Source organism: Rathayibacter sp. VKM Ac-2762 (genome assembly GCF_009866585.1).
Classification (GTDB): domain Bacteria; phylum Actinomycetota; class Actinomycetes; order Actinomycetales; family Microbacteriaceae; genus Rathayibacter.
This window is the reverse complement of record NZ_CP047419.1, coordinates 3,118,728-3,134,599: the sequence shown is the minus strand read 5'-3', so window position 1 is coordinate 3,134,599 and position 15,872 is coordinate 3,118,728. Positions and strand designations below refer to the sequence as shown.

Genomic DNA, 15,872 nt, shown 5'->3' with positions numbered 1-15,872 from the left:
CCGGAGGACGACCCCGGGCCCCGCTCCCTGATCGCTGGGGAGAGCGGTGGGCCCTCCGGATCGCTCGTCAGAGCGGCCCGGCGAGCGCCGCCCGATGTGCACCGGAGCGGCCCGGCGAGCGCCGCCCCACCCCCAAAGCTGTGTTTGACGGTGCGGGAGCCGCCGGACACCATGGCCGCATGTCCTCTCTCGACGAGCTGCGCGCCACCGCGCATCCGATCCGCCTCCGCCTGCTGTCCCTGGTGACGGGAGCGGCGATGAGCGCCGCGGAGGCCGCCCGCGAGCTGCAGCTGTCACAGGCGACGGCGAGCTACCACTTCCGCGTGCTGGAGCGCGCCGGGCTCGTGGCCGTCGTCGAGACCGTGCGCCTGCGGGGCGGCGAGGCGAAGCGGTACCGGCACGAGGCCTCCGGAAGGCCCTTCGACGTGACCGCGTCAGTGGACGCCGGGCCGGAGGAGGAGCGGGACCTGCACCTCGAGGCCCTGATCGAGGAGCTCCGGCGGCGCTCGTCGAGCCGGGCGGACGGTCCTCAGCTCTCGACGGACGCGGAGCTCTGGGTCGACCCCGAGGTCTGGCGGCGGGTGGTGCGGCACGTCGGGGAGGCGTCCGCGCTGCTGCACGCGGCGGCCCGGCCGCCGAGGACGCCCGGTACCGCGCCGGTGTCGATGACGACCGCGATGTTCCCGCTCCGCCGGCCGTGACCCGCGACGGGCGCGGGCCGCTGGCGCACGGTCCTCTCGCGCACGGCCCCTTCCGCTGGCTCCTCGCCGCCCGCACGACCGGGGTCCTCGGCAACGCCGTCGCTCCGATCGCCCTGGCCTTCGCCGTGCTGGACCTGACGGGCTCGCCGACGGACCTCGGACTCGTCGTCGCCGCGCGCTCCCTCGCCAACGTCGCCGTCCTGCTGCTCGGCGGCGTCCTCGCCGACCGGCTCCCCCGCTCCGTGATCCTCGTCGGCACCTCGCTCGCGGCGGCAGCCACTCAGGCCGCGGTCGCCGTGACGGTGATCACGGGGACGGCGACCGTCGCGGCCCTGGTCGTGCTCAGCGTGCTCAACGGCGCCGTCGCGGCGATGAGCCTGCCCGCCGCGGCCGCCCTCGTCCCCGAGACGGTGCCGGTCGGCGAGCTCCGCCCGGCCAACGCCCTGCTCCGCCTGGGCCTGAACGGCGGGAGCATCGTCGGCGCCTCGGCCGGGGCCGCGCTCGTCGCACTGGTGGGTCCCGGGTGGGGGCTGGCGGTCGACGCCGCGGGCTTCGCCCTGGCCGCGGTCCTCTACTCCCGTGTGCGGCTGCCGCGGACGGTCCGCTCGGGCCCGGGCGCCTCCGTCCTCGCCGACCTCCGCGAGGGGTGGCGGGAGTTCACGAGCCGGCGCTGGGTGTGGATCGTCGTGGCGCAGTTCACCGCCGTCAACGCCGCGTTCGTCGGCGCGACCACGGTCCTCGGCCCGGTCGTCGCCGACCGGTCCTTCGGCCGAGCGGCGTGGGGACTCGTGATCGCCGCGCAGACCGTCGGCCTGGTGATCGGGGCCGTGATCGCGCTGCGCTGGCGGCCCCGCCGTGCGCTCGGGGCGGGCGTCGCCCTCATGGCGGTGACGGCCGTCCCGGTCGCCGCCCTCGGAGCCGTCCCGGCGCTCCCCGCCCTCCTCCTCGCCTTCGCCCTCGGCGGAGTCGCCCTCGAGATCTTCGCCATCGCCTGGGACCAGACGCTGCAGACCCACGTCCCCCGCGAGGCGCTCGCCCGGGTCTACTCCTACGACATGGTCGGCTCCTTCCTCGCCGTGCCGCTCGGGGAGGCGCTCGTGGGCCCGCTCGCCGACCTCGTCGGGCTCGACCGCACCCTGCTCGGCTGCGCCGCGGTCGTCCTCGTCGCCTCGCTCCTCGCGGCCTCCAGCAGGAGCGTCCGCGGGGTGGGCACGGACCACCCGCGGCCGGAGACGCTCTAACGCGTCCCGGGAGGTGCGGGTGAGGGGGCGAGCGGTCGGAGGTGCCGGAGGATCGCGGCCGCGACCGCCCCGGGGGCCTCGCGCTGCACGAAGTGGCCGACGCCGTCGAGCTCGATCAGCTCCCGGCCTGCGGAGAAGTACCGGCCGTTCGCCCGTGCGAGGGCGGGCGTCTCGCAGCCGTCGGCCGTCCCGAGGAGGAAGGTCGTCGGCGCGTCGATGCGCGGCCAGGCGTCGAGGGCCTCCTGCGCGGCGCGGTACACGGCCCGGCCGGGCGCCTCCCCGGCGCCGTGCCGGTAGTAGTCGACGACCGTGTCGGCGAAGCCGCTGGTCGCCGTCGCCGCGAGGACCTCCTCCAGGGCCTCCGGCGGGAGGGAGCCCGGAGGCGACCACTCCCGCCAGGCCCAGCGGACGAGCTGCGCCGGGTCGCCCCGGAACGCCTCCGCTCCCGCGGCCGTGCAGAGCCAGTAGCGGTACCAGGCCGCGGCGGCGTCGTCGAGGACCTCGCCGCCGCTCAGCTCGCTCGACGGTCCGTACGCGGTGGCGAGGGTGACCAGTGCGCCGACCCGCTCGGGCGCGAGCGCCGCGACGGCGTGAGCGGTCCGCGCTCCCCAGTCGTGGCCGACGAGCACGACAGGCCCGAGGTCGAGCGCCTCGAGGAGATCGAGCAGGTCGGTGGCCAGCGCGGCCACCTGCCCGGACCGCGCCCCGGGGTCGACGACACGGGTCCGCCCGACCCCGCGCAGGAAGGGGCGCACCACCCGGAGTCCGGGGGGAAGCAGCTCCAGGACGCCGTCCCAGGTGGCGGGGACGTCGGGGAAGCCGTGCACGAGCACGAGCGGAGTGCCGTCCTCCGGTCCCTCGTCGAGGTAGTGGACGTCGGTGAAGCGCGTGGACAGGACGCGCGCACCCGTCCCCTCCTGCTCCGGCCCGTCCGAACGGGAGTGCCGCGGCCCGCTCACGGGCGGTAGAGGGAGTCGACGGGGACCTCGCGGCTCGAGCCGTCCCGGGTGGTGATCGTGACCGTGCCGGCGGGCCCGGCGGCGAGACCGTCGGACGAGGGCCACCAGGCGGTCCAGGAGCCGCCCTCGAGGGTCGCGACGACCGGCTCGACGCCGGCCTCGTTCAGCACCACCGATTCCACGTCCGCGCCCGCGAAGCCGACCGCGTAGATCAGAGCGGCGTCCCCCTCTCCGAAGGTGCCGGCCGAGCTGAGCTGGACGGCGTCCGCGGCGAGGGGGCCGGCCGGTGCGGCGTCCGCCACCTCCCACATCCCCGCGCCGTTCCCGGCGCTGAGGCAGTAGTAGAGGGAGTCGTCGAAGCGGTAGATCATCGAGGCGGCGTCGCCGCGCGCGTCGAGGTGCGAGATTTCCGCCGGCCCGGCCTCGCCGTTGGGGCTCTGCAGGTTCGTCGCACACCACTGCGTCGCCGACTGCCCGAGCTCGGAGCTCGGCAGGATGCGCTCGGGGATCGCGGTCCAGGAGGCGAGCACCGCGCGGTTCAGCCCGACGGAGCCGGTGCCGGGGATGAGACCCGGGACCACGACGATCACCGCGGCTGCGGCTGCGGCGGCCAGGAGCACGGTCGCCGCGCCGGCGACGGCCCAGTCGCGGGGGCGGAAGAAACGGGGAGCGGCCGCGTCCTCGCTGACCAGGATCTCGCCGAGGAGCGCGTCCCGACGTGCGGCCTCGGCAGCGGTGAGGGGGATGCGGGGCTCGGCGTCGTGCGCGCGGAGCAGGTCGAGGAGCTGGTCGGTCATGAGAGGGTCCGTTCTGCCGTGCCGGAGAGGAGGGTGGAGTCGAGGGGGGCGAGCAGCGCCGCCAGCCGCCGCTTCGCGCGGGTGAGCCGCATCGCGTAGGCGGCCCGGGAGCAGCCGAGCACCTGCGCCGCCTCGGCCTGCGGGAGGTCCTCCCACACGTGGAGGGCCAGAGCCTCCTGCTCGGCGAGGGGCAGCCGCTTCCACGCGCTCGCCAGGTCGAGGCGGTCGCCGACCGACGGGTCGGCCTGCTCCTCCGGAGCAAGGGTCCCGACCCGCACGGCCAGCGCCTGCCGGCGGTTCTCGCCGCGGGCGGCGTTGAGGATCACGTGCCGGGCCGTGCCGAACAGCCAGGGCCGCACGTTCTCCGGCAGGTCCTGCCGGCGACGCCAGGCGGCGAGGAAGGTCTCGCCGACGATGTCGTCGACCGTCGCGGCGGGAGCGCGGCGGCGGACGAAGCGGAGCAGGTCGTCGTAGTGGGCGCGGTACAGCTCGGAGAAGTCGTCTCGGGAGCGGATGCTCATGGTTCCCCTTTCGCGGAGTCACAGGTACATGTCCGGCTGCGGCGGCGATGCAACATCCGTGTCGGCGGGAGTCCCGATGGGGCGGTGGCCGCGGCGTCCTGCGCGGCGCTCCGTGTCCGGGCAGGATCCACCGCGCGGGGCAGGTCCTGCAAGCGGCAGGCGGCGATCCGCGTCGACCGCACGCCGGAGAGGAGGGACCCTCGGCGGGTGGCGGGCTGTCGGAGGGAGCAGCGGACGCGCGGTCATCCCCGAGGCGCACCGGACGCGACTCCCGGACGACGCACCGGACTCCTCCGGCCCGGGACTCTGGCAGAACGCCGCCGAGCCTCTGCTCCCGGCGCCCGTCCCGCCCAAGGAGACCCTCGTGAACCGCGCCCTCGCCCTCGCCGCCGCCTCAGCCCTCGTCGTCGCCGCCGCCGACCAGCGCGCCGCTGACGCCCGATGACCGGCTCCGGGAAGCCGGCCGGCGATCAGGCTCCGCTCCGCCTCACGCTCGTGCACGTCGACTTCTGGTCGGCCGTCAAGCTCTCGTTCCTTCTCGGCCTCGCGCTCGCGGTGCTCGGCCTCGCCGCCGTCCTGGTCGCCCATCCGCTGCTCGTGCACTCGGAGCTCTTCACCCAGGCCGACACGCTCCTCGGGCAGGTCGTCGGCGATCAGGTCGACCTCGACGCGATCCTCTCGCTGCCGAACGTGCTGGGCTTCGCGCTCGTCGGAGCCGTGCTGAACACCGTCGTCGCCACCGCCCTGGGCGGGGTGGGGGCGCTGCTCTTCGGATCCGCCGCCGCCCTCGCGGGCGGGCTCCCGGTCGGCCTCGCCCGGCAGTGAGGGGCTCCGCTCCGACTAGGCCGCGAGCCCTCCCTCGGGAACAGGGGACGGACGGTCGTCACCGAGGAGCGGCGCCTGCTCGGGCTCGGCGGCGACGACCATGTCGCGCCCGGACGCGGGGGTGAGGAGCTCGCGCAGCCAGAGGCGGTTCACGGCGTGCAGCCGGGGATGATCGAAGCGGTACTCCAGCACCGCGTTCGGCTGCACGAGGATCGCGTGCGAGCGCGACTCCGACTCCTGCAGCGTCCTCCAGGTCAAGCGGAACGGCTGTCCCTGCTCCATCCGCGCGCGCACCACGATCCGCACGTGCGCGAGCGTCCGGTCCTCGAACTCGATCCGGCGCCGCCAGGCGCCGAAGATCAGCACTCCCACAGGGGCTCTCCTCATCGTGTCGGTCGAGCAGCCCGCAGAACGGCGGGGGCGGCGGGCGCGAGGCTCGCAGGGCCGGACCGCCATCGGACGGTCCGGTCGTGGGGACCGGAGTAGAGGTGGGTCCGAGGCTGGTCCCTTCCCGGAGGTGTGCGGACGGAGTGCGCTCCCGCGTCAGTCGGCGAAGATCGCGCCGACCGGCTCGCGCTTCTCGGCCTGGAAGCGGTCCTCGGCGCGGCCGAGAGCCCAGTAGGCCGAGAGCGAGAGCGCCCGGCGCTCCACGCCCCACTCGTCCTGCAGGAGGGCGCGCAGCTGCTTCATCGCGGTGCGCTCGCCGTGCGCGAAGACCTCGAGCACGCCCTCGGGCCTCCGCTCGGCCCGGACGGCCGCGACCAGCGCCCGGCCGGCCTCGAGACCGCCGCGGTGCAGCCAGCGCACCTCCACTCCGGCCGGAGCGGGAAGATCGAGCTCGTCGGCGGCCGAGTCGACCTCGATCAGGACCAGGCCGCGCGCGTGCGCGGACATCCCCTCGAGGGCGGAGGCGATCGCCGGCAGAGCGGAGTCGTCGCCGAGCAGCAGGTGCACGGCCTCGGGGTCGGCGCTCGGCGACCAGGCGCCACCGGGCGCGGAGAGAGCGATCCGGTCGCCGGGAGCCGCGGCGAGCGCCCACGGCCCCGCCACCCCTTCATCGCCGTGCACGACGAAGTCGACGGCGATCGAGCGCCGCTCGAGGTCGACCGAGCGGACGGTGTAGGTGCGGCGCACGGGCAGCTGCTCGGGGGCGACGCTCGCCCGGAGCGCGTCGAGGTCGAAGGGCGGCTGGAGGTCGGAGCCGCGCGGCGGGAGCAGGAGCTTCGCGTAGCGGTCGGTCGCGGCGAGGCGCTCGGGGTCGGACTCGGCGAGGAACGCGTCGAGCCCGTCGCCGCCGAGGTGCACGCGGACGAGGTGGCCGGTGAGGCGCTCGGTCCGCAGCACGGTGAGCACGTGCTGGCTGCGGGCACGGCGCGGGCGGTCGGGGGACGGGGCGGCGTCGGTCATCCGTCCAGCATGCCCGGTCGTGCTCGGTGCGGGCCGAGTGCGGGCCGCTCGCGGGCGGGTGGGCGCCGAGGGGTCACGAACGGTCGCTTCGGGAGGACGGAAGGAGCCGTTCGTGACGCATCGGAGCAGGCCGACGCGAGGCCGGCAGGTCGCGGCGGCGCCGAGCGCGAGGCGGCGGCGGGGGCGCGCGTGCGGACGAGCGGGCGCCGAGGGGTCACGACCGGTTGCTTCCGACGGGCGGAGGGGACCGTTCTCGACGCATCGGAGCGGGCCGGGGGCACGGCCGGGACATCCCGGCGCCGAGCGCGAGGCGGCGGCGCGGGCGCGCGTACGGACGAACGGGCGACGAGGGGTCACGAACGGTCGCTTCGGGAGGACGGAAGGAGCCGTTCGTGGCGCATCGGAGCAGGCCGGGGCGAGGCCGGGGCATCGCGGCGGGGATCCGCGCGAGGCGGCGGCACGGGCGGGCGTGCGGACGAGCGGGCACCGAGGGGTCACGAACGGTCGCTTCGGGAGGACGGAAGGAGCCGTTCGTGACGCATCGGAGCAGGCCGGGGCGAGGCCGGGGCATCGCGGCGGGGATCCGGGCGAGGACGGGGCATCGCGGCGGGGATCCGCGCGGGGCGGCGGCACGGGCGGGCGCTGATCCGTCGCTCACGGCCCGCGGAGGAGCGCAGGACGGGCCGTCCGCGACGGATCGGAGCGGGCCGGACGCGGCCGGGCGCCGCATGCGGAGCGAGCGCGGGCCTGCCGGACGGCGTCGGGCGTCGATCCGTCACGAAAGGCCCGTGCGGGAGGACGGAACGGGCCGTCAGCGACGGATCGGAGCGGGCGGCCGGAGGCCCGGGCCGACGGAGCGGAGCGGACAGCAGCGCACGTGGGCGGGGCGGGCGGCGCCGCGGCCGGTCAGCGACGGCTGGGAGCGGGCGGCCGGAGGCCCCGGCCGACGGAGGGGAGCGGACAGCAGCGCACGTGGGCGGAGCGGGCGGCGCCGCGGCCGACGGCCCGGCGGACTGCCCAGCGGACGGGCGGTGGCGCGAGGTGCGCTCGCGCGGGGCGCGGCGGCGGGGGCGCGCCTACTCTCGCGGGATGACTGCGACGGCTCCGCGACTCCGGCACGACCGACTGGTCGCCCCCGACGTGCTGCGCGGAGTGGCGGTGGCGGCCATGCTCGTCGCGCACGCGATGCCGCTCGTGCCGAGCGCGCGCACGGGGGTCGTCGGGTTCCTGGCGTGGAACGTCAACGATCTCGCGTCGCCGCTGTTCGCGCTGGTGATGGGGATGTCGGCGGCCCTGGTGCTCGCGCGGCCCGGTGCCTCGCCAGGGCGGGTGCTGCTGCGGAACGCGATCCGCGGCGCGGTGCTCGTGGCACTCGGCGTCTGGCTCGAGACCTGGGGCAGCTGGATCGCGATCGTGCTGCAGTACCTCGGCGTCGTGCTCGTGCTCGGCACGCCGCTGCTGCTCCTCCGCTCCCGGACGATCGCCGCGCTGGCCGCCGTGCTCGCGCTCGCCGCCGGGCCCGTGAACGCCGCGGTCGCCGCCGCCGCACCCGGCTCTCCGCTCGCCCTCTGGCTCTTCACCGGGCCGAGCTACCGCGCGACCAACCTGCTCCCCTTCTTCCTCCTCGGCGCCCTGCTGCTGCGGCACGGCGCGCAGCGCGACCGGCTGCTGCCGGTGCTCGCGGCGGTCGCGGTCGTCGCGTATCCGGTGCGGCCGCTGGTCGCGCTCCTGCTCGGCGTGGAGTCGCCCTCCGGCAGCCTCCCGGACACCCTGCACGACCTCGGGCTCGTGCTCCTGGCCTACGTCACGGTGGTGCTGCTGACCACGTCGCGCTCCACCGCTGTCCAGCGGCTGCTGGTGCCGCTCCGGGCGATCGGCACGCTCGCGCTCTCGGTCTACGTGCTGCAGGTGGCGCTCGTCGCAGCGCTCGCGCGGGAGGGCCTCGGCTACTCCGCCGACACTCCGCTCGCCGCTCTCGCCCTCGTGCTCGGGCTGTGCGCGGCCGCCGTGCTGTGGTGGCGGTTCCTCGGCGCCGGCCCCGTCGAGCGGCTGACGGCGCGGCTCACCGGGCTCGTGCCGCGCTGAGCCGCCCGGCGGCCCGGACGAAGCCCGCGGCGAGGACCTGAATCCGCGGCGAGGACCTGAGCCCGCTGCGGCCCGCGGCGAGCTCGCCTGAGCTCACAAGGTCCGCGGCGACCCCGGCTGATCCCTCAGAGCCCGGCAGCCCGCACACGGGCGCAGGCCGCGGGCGTCCCCTCCCTCAGCGCGCGAGCGCCGACGCCTCCTTCGCGAGGGCCGGGCCGTGCGCCGCGAGCACCAGGTCCCGAACCGCGGTGGCCGGGAGCGACGCGGCTCCGGCCGGCAGCAGGTCCGCGTCCGAGGCCAGCACGAGCGGGGTGTCCGCCGACGAGGACGGCAGCCTCCCGTGCGTGCCGCGCACGAGCGACGCGTCCAGGGGCACCAGGTTCATCGCGTAGCGCAGCCCCAGGGCCTTCTTGGCCAGGTTGCCCGCCGCCTTCGCCTTCACCAGCGGGTCGGCCGGATCGAAGAAGAGCTCGGCCGGGTCGTAGCCGGGCTTGCGGTGGATGTCGACGCCGCGGGCGAAGTCGGGCGCGCGGTCGTCGTCGAGCCAGTAGTAGTAGGTGAACCACGCCCCCGGCCGGGCGACCACGACGAACTCGCCCGAGCGCTCGTGGTCGAGGCCGTAGCGGGCCTGCGCCTCCCGGTCGAGCACCTCGTCGACGCCGTCGAGCCCCTCGAGGATCGAGCGCACCCGCGGCAGGTCCGCCGCGTCCTGCACGTAGACGTGCGCGACCTGGTGGTCGGCGACGGCGAACGCGCGCGACGTCCACGGGTCCAGCTGCTCGCGGCCGTCCTGCACGTAGACCTCGAGCAGGCCCTCGCGGCGGAGCGCCCGGTTCACGTCGACCGGAGTGTCGGCGTCGGCGATCCCGTACTCGGCGACCACGATCACCGACGCGCCCAGAGCCTCCGCGTCGTCGAGCAGCGGAGCGAGCACCACGTCGAGCTCCGACGCGGCCCGGCGCGCCTCGGGCGAGTCCGGTCCGAAGCGCTGGAGGTCGTAGTCGAGGTGGGGCAGGTACGCCGTGGTCAGCTCGGGCGGGCCGGAGCCGTCGCCCGCCAGCACGTGCCGGGTCGCGTCGACCATCCACTGGGTCGAGCGGAGCGACGCGGTCGGCCCCCAGTACTGGAACAGCGGGAAGGCGCCGAAGCGCGAGACCAGCTCGTCGTGCAGCGCCGGCGGGCGCACGTACGCGTCCGGCGACTTGCGGCCGTCGGCGTGGTAGATCGGGCGCGGAGTGACGGTGACGTCGGTCGTCGCCCCCATCGCGTACCACCAGCCGATGTTGGCCGCGCGGTACGGCTCCCCGCTCAGCCGGCGCGCGGTCTCCCAGACCTTCTCTCCCGTGACCAGGCGGTTGTGCTGGCGCCACAGGTGCACCTCGCCGAGGTCGCGGAAGTACCAGCCGTTGCCGACGATCCCGTGCTGCGCGGGCATCGAGCCGGTGAGCATGGTCGACTGCACGCTGCAGGTGACCGCGGGCAGGACCGTGTCCAGCGGCAGGCGCCCGCCCGCGCGGGCCAGCCGAGAGAGGCGGGGCATGTCGGCGAGCGCCGTCGAGGTCAGCCCGACCACGTCGAGCAGCAGCACGGGCCTCACAGCGCCGCCGCCTGCGGGAGGAGGGGCGCCAGCAGCGCCTCTCGGGAGGCGGGCGTGAGCAGGTGCGCGGCCGCCCAGGCGAGCTCGGCGCCGATGCCCGTCGAGAGGTCGCTCGGGGCGTCGGCGAGCACCGACCAGGTGTAGGTCTCGACGTCGAGGTGGATCTCGTCGTACGGCCAGGCGGCGTCGACCGCCGAGACCGCCTCCGCCAGGACGGCCGTGGTGGCCGAGAGCGGCGCCTCCGGCCGGTGGTGCAGCGGCACGTGGAAGTGCACGCGCCACGGGCCGGTGCCGGGGAGCGTGTCCAGCGCCTCGGGCAGGTCGTCGACGCGGAGCACGCCGTCGATCCCGTTCTCGCGGGTCTGGTGCAGGTAGCGCTTCTCGACGAACGGGGTGAGCGCGTCGCGGCCCGAGGGGTCCTCCAGGTGGAGCGCGGCCGAGGCCTGCACCTTGACCACGCGCAGGCCCGCGTCGCGGATGCGGCGGACGGCCGAGACCGGGTCGGCGAAGGAGACGGCGAGGTGGCAGGTGTCGAGGCACACGCCCACGTACGCCGGGTCGACCACTCCGATCCGCGGGTGCAGCCAGTCGACGACGTCGTCCACGGTGTCGAGGATGCAGCCGGGCTCGGGCTCGATCGCCAGGCGGATCGCGTGGCCGGTGGAGCGGCGCAGGTCGCGCAGCTCCTCGACGAGCCGGGCGAGGTTCCGGCAGGCGGCCTCGTCCTGCTCCCGCCCCCAGCCCTCGCGCCAGCCCAGCGGCAGCGTCGAGATGCTGCCGTCGGCGCCGGCGGGCAGCAGGTCGGCCAGGATCCGCGCGCAGTCGATCGTGTACTGCAGGCGCTCCGGCGTGGTCCAGTCGGGGCGGTAGACGTCGAGCTTCACGACCTCGGCGTGGAACGCGGCGTACGGGAAGGCGTTGAGCGTGCGCACCTCCAGGCCGTTGCGCTGCAGGGCCGCGCGGAGGACGGCGCGGTCCTCGGCGCTGGCGACCAGGCGGGCCGCGAGGTCGCGCGGGATCCACAGGCCGACTCCGACCAGGGCGAGCCCGGCGGCCACGCGCGCGGGTCCGGCGTAGACGTCGAGCTGGCGGACGACTCCGGCCAGGTCCTCGGCGGGATGGACGTTGGTGCAGTAGGAGAGGTGCATCACACGACCTCCGCCACGCGCGGGGCGCCCCGGAGCACGGAGTTGCCCTCGAAGGTGCGGCCGGCCGACTCCTGCACGTCGAAGCCCGCGACGGGCGAGAGGTCCAGGCGTCCGCTCTGCCCGTAGAACTCGACCGGGTTCTGCCAGAGCAGCCGGTCGACGTCGCCCGCGCTGAAGCCGGCGACGAGGAGGAGGCGGCCGGTCTTCGCGGTCGTGAGCGGGTCGGAGCGGCCCCAGTCGGCGGCGGAGTTGACCAGCACGCGGTCCAGCCCGATCCGCTCGACCAGCGTCACCAGGCGGGTCTCGTCCATCTTCGTGTCGGGGTAGATGGAGAAGCCCATCCAGCAGCCGGAGTCGCGGACCGCGTCGACGGTGACCTCGTTGAGGTGGTCGACGAGGACCCGCCCGGGCTCGAGCCCCGAGTCGGCGACGACCTCGAGGGTGCGGCGGGTGCCCGACTCCTTGTCGCGGTGCGGGGTGTGCACCATCGCGGGGAGGCCGTGCTCGCCGGCGAGCTCGAGCTGCTGGCGGAAGACCTGGTCCTCCTCGGGGGTGAGCGAGTCGTAGCCGGTCTCACCGACGGCGACGACGCCGTCCTTGGCGAGGTAGCGGTCGAGCTCGGGCAGGACGGCCCGGCAGCGCGGGTCGTTCGCCTCCTTCGGGTTGAGCCCGATGGTGCAGTGGTGGCGGATGCCGAACTGCGCGGCGCGGAAGCGCTCCCAGCCGATCAGGGCGTCGAAGTAGTCCGTGAACGAGCCGACGTTCGTGCGCGGCTGGCCGAGCCAGAAGGAGGGTTCGACGACCGCGCGGACGCCGGCGTCGAACATCGCCTGGTAGTCGTCGGTGGTGCGGGAGGTCATGTGGATGTGCGGGTCGAAGATGCGCATCGTCGCGCCTTTCTCATCGGTGGTGGTGCCCCGCGGTCGGGGCGGCGTTCGGGGGCGGTCAGCTCGGCAGGAGCACCGCCAGATCGTCCGGGAGCGGGCGCCCGGCCGCGCGGCGCTCGTCCGCGAAGCGGCCGGCCATCGCGCGCAGCTCGGCGTCGCTGCGCTCCTCCAGCCCGGCGACCGCCGCGAGCGGGACGCCGAGGAAGACGAGCTTGAGCACCCCGTGCCGCCAGGCGTGCGCGTCGAGGTGGCGGCGGGCGAAGGAGCCCATCGCCGCGGCGACGAGCCGGGTGTCGTTGGCGCGCAGGGCGTCGGCGGTCAGCTCGAGGCCGGCGAGGGTCGTCGCCGGTCCCGGGTCGCCGAGGGCGTTCAGCCCGGCCAGAACTCCGCGGCGCTCGGCGCCGTCCCCGCCGCGGTAGAGGCGGAGGAGGAGAGCGGCCAGGTCGTCGTCGCCGAGCGCCAGCGCCGCGGCCTGCACCAGGGCGGCGCGGGCCGCGTCGTCGTGCGTGCCGTGGACGAGGCCGTGCGGGTCCTCGGCGGGCCGGAGCGGCTCGCGTCCGGCCTCGCGGCCCGCGGCGGGGAAGAAGCGCTCGATCCGCGACGGGCGCTCGAGGACGGCGGCGCGGGCGGCCGCGGTCCACGGGTGCTCGGCGTGCGAGGAGGCGCCGCCGAGCGCCTCCTCCATCGCCGCGAGGCTCGCCACGGCCAGGCGGGGCGCGTCGTGCGAGTGCCGGGGCAGCTCGACGGCGGCGATCCCGCGGTAGCCGATCTCGGCGAGGGTCGCGAAGGCGGCCGCGAGGTCGAGCGATCCGGTGCCGAGCTCGAGGTGCTCGTGCCGCTCCGGGAGCATGTCGTCGACCTGCACGTTCAGGAGCAGGTCCCCGGCGCTGCGGAGGGCTCCGACCACGCCGTCCGGCTCCACCACGACGCAGTGGCCGAGGTCGACCGTCAGCCCGACCGACTCCGGGTCGCCGAGCTCGCGGCGCAGCAGCAGCGCGTCGGCGACCGTCTCCACCAGCATCCCCGGCTCGGGCTCGACGGCCAGCCGCACGCCGTGGCGCTCGGCCGTCGCGACGACGCCGCGCATGCGCTCGACGAGCAGCCGCCAGGCAGCGGCCGCATCGGCGCCCGCCGGCACGACCCCCGACCAGAGGGAGACGGCGTCGGCGCCCAGCAGCGCGGCGATCTCGATCGCGCGCTCGAGGAAGCGGACGCGGGGGCCGGCCTCCTCGTCGACCAGCGTGGGGCGGTGCTTCGCGAACGGGTCGAGCAGGTACCGCGCGCCCGTCTCGACGACCACGCGCAGGCCCAGCTCGTCGAGCCGCGACCGGAGCGCCAGCGTCCGCTCGCGCCAGTCGGCCGCGAAGGGATCGAGGTGCGGGTGCCCGAGGGTGAGCGCGACGGCGCGGTACCCCGCGGCGTGGATCACCGTGAGCGCGTCGTCGAGGGTGTGATCGGCGAAGCCGTTGGTGCCGTAGCCGAGGACGGGTCCGGTGGCGCTCATGTGATGTCCGCCGTCCGCGGGCGGCGGAGCAGGAGGGAGCCGAGCGCGTCGAGCGCGAGCAGCGCCGCGCCCAGCTCGGGACGCTTCAGACCGGCGAGCGCGGCCTGCAGCGGGATCATCCCGGTGATGCCCGCGCGGGTGGCCGTCCGCGCGGCCGCGGCCGTCGGCGTCCGCACGGCCTGCAGCTGCGCGGTGAGCACGAGCAGGAGCCAGCGCCCGAGGCCCGCGGCGACGACCGCGGCAGGGGCGGCCCGGCGCTCGGCCAGAGCGCCGGCCGCGGTGGACCAGCGCGATCGCCGCGGTGCCGGCCGAGACCGCTCCCGCCGCGACCGGAGTGGTGCCGTGCACCTCGCCGCGCGAGAGCACGGTGACGCCGAGCGTGTGCGCGGCCACGGCGGCGGAGGCGGGGGCCGCCGCGCGCACGCCGTCGACGCCCGCGCCGAGCAGCACGTCGAGACCGCGGCAGGCCGCCATCACGACCGGGCCCAGCGGAGTCGGCTTCGCGAGCAGGTCGTACGACCAGATCCCGGCCGCGAGCGGCAGCGAGAGCGCGAGCGAGCGCCGCCCGTCCACGACGGCCGCCACGACGATCCCCGCCGCGGTCAGCGCGGCCGCCGTGCCCAGTGCCGCCGAGCGCCGGATGCGCCCCGAGGGGATCGGCCGCTCCGGCCGCTCCCGGGCGTCGAGCTCGGCGTCCGCATAGTCGTTGAGCGCCATGCCCGCCGAGTAGAGCAGCGCCGAGGACAGCGGGAGCGCGACCGTGCGCGCTCCCACTCCGCGGCCCGCCCACGCTCCGCCCGCGACGGTGTCGCCGATCACGGTCAGCGCGGCCTTCGCGCGGACGAGCTCGAGGTAGTCGCGCAGCTCAGCCATCGCTCCGCGTCCCGCTCGTCACCGGGGTGCGGCGCTCGGCGACGAGCGCGCCGGTGCGGGCGGACCAGGCCACCAGCTCCGCGGTCTGCTCGGCGAAGCCGTGCACGTCGCTGCCCCACGGGTCCTTGAAGAAGAAGCCGAGCTCGCCGACGGGGCCCGAGACGCCGGCCTCGTCCGCGAGCGCCAGCAGGCGGGCGAGGTCGAGGATCAGCGGCGCCGCGAGTGCCGAGTCGTACGCCGACCAGATCGTCTGCACCGTGATCCGCGAGCCGAGAAAGCCCTCGGCGTGCACGTGGTCCCAGGCGGTCTTGACGTCGCCGAGGTCCGGGACGTTGTCGATGTGGAGCGGAGTGACGACGTCGTCGCCGAGGAGGCTGCGGAGTCCGCGGTTCTTCGAGACGAGCTTCGAGCGCACCGCCTCCGGGTCGGCGAGGGTCTGCCCGTCGCCGCCGCCGAGGAGATTCGCCCCCGCCCAGGAGAGCACGCGCATCCCGCGCGCCGTGAACATCGGCGCGAGCACGCTGCGGAGCAGGGTCTCCCCCGTCTTGCCGTCCTGGCCGGCGATCGGGATCCCGGCCTCGGCGGCCCACTCCTCCAGGGCCGGCAGGGCCAGCGCGGTCGAGGGAGTGAAGCAGGCGTAGGCCGCGCCCGCGACGACGGCCGAGAGGGCGGCGATCGAGCTCGGCGGCAGGAGGCGCTCGCCCGGACGCGCCAGGGCGGCGCGCAGGGCGACGAGGTCGTGGAACTCGGGACGGTCGGCCGGCAGCACCTCGGTCGAGGCGACGTCGATCACGACGACCCGGGCGAGGCCGTGGCGCTCGCGGAAGGCGACGATGTCGGCGGCCCGGCGGTCGATCTCCTCCTGCTGCGACGCGGCGTCGGAGGGGGCGAGGCGGATCTCGGCGTCGGTCGCGTCGATCCGGTCGGCCACCTCGGCGACGACCGAGGTCGGGAACATGCCGCCGGCCGCGAGGCCCGTGGCCTTCTCGAGCAGCGGGGTCGGCGAGACGTCGTGGCCGCCGATGACGATGTCGGCGAACCCGGCGAGCGGGACGTCCTCGAAGGCGGGGGTCGCGGTGGCGCACCCCGAGCTGGGCGCGGCTCCGGCGGCGATGGCGTGCAGGCCCACGGCGGCCGTGGTGGCGACGCTGCCCCGGGCCCCGATCAGCCAGAGGCCGATGCGCCCGCTCGATCGGGGGGCGCCTGTGGTGGTGGTGTCGGACGAGGTCATCGTTCTCTCCTGTCTGGAAGGGCTGGCTGAGCGGCGATCGTCGGGGCGCACCCGGGCGATCGGAGTGGGGAGGGGCCGCGGCCGGGCGCGCGTCGC

General features: G+C 76.0%; 14 protein-coding genes. 4 read left to right on the top strand and 10 right to left on the bottom strand.

What is annotated here, in order from left to right:
* The first annotated feature begins 179 nt into the window (after window positions 1-179).
* Window positions 180-701, top strand: a complete 522-nt coding sequence (locus GTU71_RS14700) for a helix-turn-helix domain-containing protein (protein ID WP_104222473.1) — start codon at window positions 180-182, stop codon at window positions 699-701.
* Window positions 698-1,942, top strand: a complete 1,245-nt coding sequence (locus GTU71_RS14695) for an MFS transporter (RefSeq protein ID WP_244230576.1) — start codon at window positions 698-700, stop codon at window positions 1,940-1,942. Before GTU71_RS14700 ends, GTU71_RS14695 begins: the two co-directional genes overlap by 4 nt.
* On the opposite strand, the gene GTU71_RS14690 is transcribed toward GTU71_RS14695, so the two are convergent.
* From GTU71_RS14690 to GTU71_RS14680, 3 genes are read right to left on the bottom strand one after another with little or no spacing between them, the layout of a single operon-like run.
* Window positions 1,939-2,901 carry an alpha/beta hydrolase gene (locus GTU71_RS14690; protein WP_159940771.1) on the bottom strand — a complete coding sequence of 321 codons (963 nt, stop codon included), beginning with the start codon at window positions 2,899-2,901 and terminating at the stop codon, window positions 1,939-1,941. The two genes, GTU71_RS14695 and GTU71_RS14690, sit on opposite strands and share 4 nt — an antisense overlap.
* Window positions 2,898-3,698: a hypothetical protein gene (locus GTU71_RS14685; protein ID WP_159940769.1), complete on the bottom strand. Its 801-nt coding sequence runs from the start codon at window positions 3,696-3,698 to the stop codon at window positions 2,898-2,900. The genes GTU71_RS14690 and GTU71_RS14685 overlap by 4 nt, the downstream gene beginning before the upstream one ends.
* The gene (locus GTU71_RS14680) at window positions 3,695-4,219 is read right to left on the bottom strand and encodes an RNA polymerase sigma factor (RefSeq protein WP_159940767.1); all 525 of its coding nucleotides are present in this window, start codon (window positions 4,217-4,219) and stop codon (window positions 3,695-3,697) included. Before GTU71_RS14680 ends, GTU71_RS14685 begins: the two co-directional genes overlap by 4 nt.
* 441 nt (window positions 4,220-4,660) lie before the next feature.
* Between GTU71_RS14680 and GTU71_RS14675 the strand changes: the two genes are divergently transcribed.
* The gene (locus GTU71_RS14675) at window positions 4,661-5,044 is read left to right on the top strand and encodes a DUF3566 domain-containing protein (RefSeq protein ID WP_159940765.1); all 384 of its coding nucleotides are present in this window, start codon (window positions 4,661-4,663) and stop codon (window positions 5,042-5,044) included.
* A gap of 15 nt (window positions 5,045-5,059) precedes the next feature.
* Here the strand turns inward: GTU71_RS14675 and GTU71_RS14670 are convergent, their stop codons facing one another.
* Both GTU71_RS14670 and GTU71_RS14665 read right to left on the bottom strand, forming a co-directional pair.
* Window positions 5,060-5,431, bottom strand: a complete 372-nt coding sequence (locus GTU71_RS14670) for a hypothetical protein (RefSeq protein ID WP_159940763.1) — start codon at window positions 5,429-5,431, stop codon at window positions 5,060-5,062.
* 156 nt (window positions 5,432-5,587) lie between these two features.
* Window positions 5,588-6,451 (bottom strand): siderophore-interacting protein, encoded by an 864-nt coding sequence (locus tag GTU71_RS14665; RefSeq protein ID WP_159940761.1) that lies wholly within the window; start codon window positions 6,449-6,451, stop codon window positions 5,588-5,590.
* A 1,089-nt stretch (window positions 6,452-7,540) separates the two neighbouring features.
* Here GTU71_RS14665 and GTU71_RS14660 point away from each other — a divergent pair.
* Window positions 7,541-8,536: a DUF418 domain-containing protein gene (locus GTU71_RS14660; RefSeq protein ID WP_159940759.1), complete on the top strand. Its 996-nt coding sequence runs from the start codon at window positions 7,541-7,543 to the stop codon at window positions 8,534-8,536.
* Window positions 8,537-8,711: 175 nt separating this feature from the next.
* Here the strand turns inward: GTU71_RS14660 and GTU71_RS14655 are convergent, their stop codons facing one another.
* Genes GTU71_RS14655 through GTU71_RS14630 form a run of 5 tightly spaced genes read right to left on the bottom strand, consistent with a single transcriptional unit; the run spans window position 8,712 to window position 15,776 of the window.
* The gene (locus tag GTU71_RS14655; protein ID WP_104267455.1) at window positions 8,712-10,133 is read right to left on the bottom strand and encodes a nucleotide pyrophosphatase/phosphodiesterase family protein; all 1,422 of its coding nucleotides are present in this window, start codon (window positions 10,131-10,133) and stop codon (window positions 8,712-8,714) included.
* Window positions 10,130-11,281, bottom strand: coding sequence for a metabolite traffic protein EboE (gene eboE, locus GTU71_RS14650; protein ID WP_159941291.1), 1,152 nt, complete (start codon window positions 11,279-11,281; stop codon window positions 10,130-10,132). Before eboE ends, GTU71_RS14655 begins: the two co-directional genes overlap by 4 nt.
* Window positions 11,281-12,168 (bottom strand): TatD family hydrolase, encoded by an 888-nt coding sequence (locus GTU71_RS14645; RefSeq protein ID WP_104222466.1) that lies wholly within the window; start codon window positions 12,166-12,168, stop codon window positions 11,281-11,283. The genes eboE and GTU71_RS14645 overlap by 1 nt, the downstream gene beginning before the upstream one ends.
* Before the next feature lie 58 nt (window positions 12,169-12,226).
* Window positions 12,227-14,545, bottom strand: a complete 2,319-nt coding sequence (locus tag GTU71_RS16505) for an SCO3242 family prenyltransferase (RefSeq protein WP_244230575.1) — start codon at window positions 14,543-14,545, stop codon at window positions 12,227-12,229.
* Window positions 14,538-15,776 carry an inositol-3-phosphate synthase gene (locus GTU71_RS14630; RefSeq protein ID WP_159940755.1) on the bottom strand — a complete coding sequence of 413 codons (1,239 nt, stop codon included), beginning with the start codon at window positions 15,774-15,776 and terminating at the stop codon, window positions 14,538-14,540. Before GTU71_RS14630 ends, GTU71_RS16505 begins: the two co-directional genes overlap by 8 nt.
* Between the last annotated feature and the right edge of the window lie 96 nt (window positions 15,777-15,872).

Excerpts from the sequence above, each read along its gene's own strand:
- GTU71_RS14700 (WP_104222473.1), top strand. The coding sequence starts at position 180 with ATGTCCTCTCTCGACGAGCTGCGCGCCACCGCGCATCCGATCCGCCTC.
- GTU71_RS14685 (WP_159940769.1), bottom strand. The coding sequence starts at position 3,698 with ATGACCGACCAGCTCCTCGACCTGCTCCGCGCGCACGACGCCGAGCCC.
- GTU71_RS14680 (WP_159940767.1), bottom strand. The coding sequence starts at position 4,219 with ATGAGCATCCGCTCCCGAGACGACTTCTCCGAGCTGTACCGCGCCCAC.
- GTU71_RS14675 (WP_159940765.1), top strand. The coding sequence starts at position 4,661 with ATGACCGGCTCCGGGAAGCCGGCCGGCGATCAGGCTCCGCTCCGCCTC.
- GTU71_RS14670 (WP_159940763.1), bottom strand. The coding sequence starts at position 5,431 with ATGAGGAGAGCCCCTGTGGGAGTGCTGATCTTCGGCGCCTGGCGGCGC.
- GTU71_RS14665 (WP_159940761.1), bottom strand. The coding sequence starts at position 6,451 with ATGACCGACGCCGCCCCGTCCCCCGACCGCCCGCGCCGTGCCCGCAGC.
- GTU71_RS14660 (WP_159940759.1), top strand. The coding sequence starts at position 7,541 with ATGACTGCGACGGCTCCGCGACTCCGGCACGACCGACTGGTCGCCCCC.
- eboE (WP_159941291.1), bottom strand. The coding sequence starts at position 11,281 with ATGCACCTCTCCTACTGCACCAACGTCCATCCCGCCGAGGACCTGGCC.
- GTU71_RS14645 (WP_104222466.1), bottom strand. The coding sequence starts at position 12,168 with ATGCGCATCTTCGACCCGCACATCCACATGACCTCCCGCACCACCGAC.
- GTU71_RS16505 (WP_244230575.1), bottom strand. The coding sequence starts at position 14,545 with ATGGCTGAGCTGCGCGACTACCTCGAGCTCGTCCGCGCGAAGGCCGCG.
- GTU71_RS14630 (WP_159940755.1), bottom strand. The coding sequence starts at position 15,776 with ATGACCTCGTCCGACACCACCACCACAGGCGCCCCCCGATCGAGCGGG.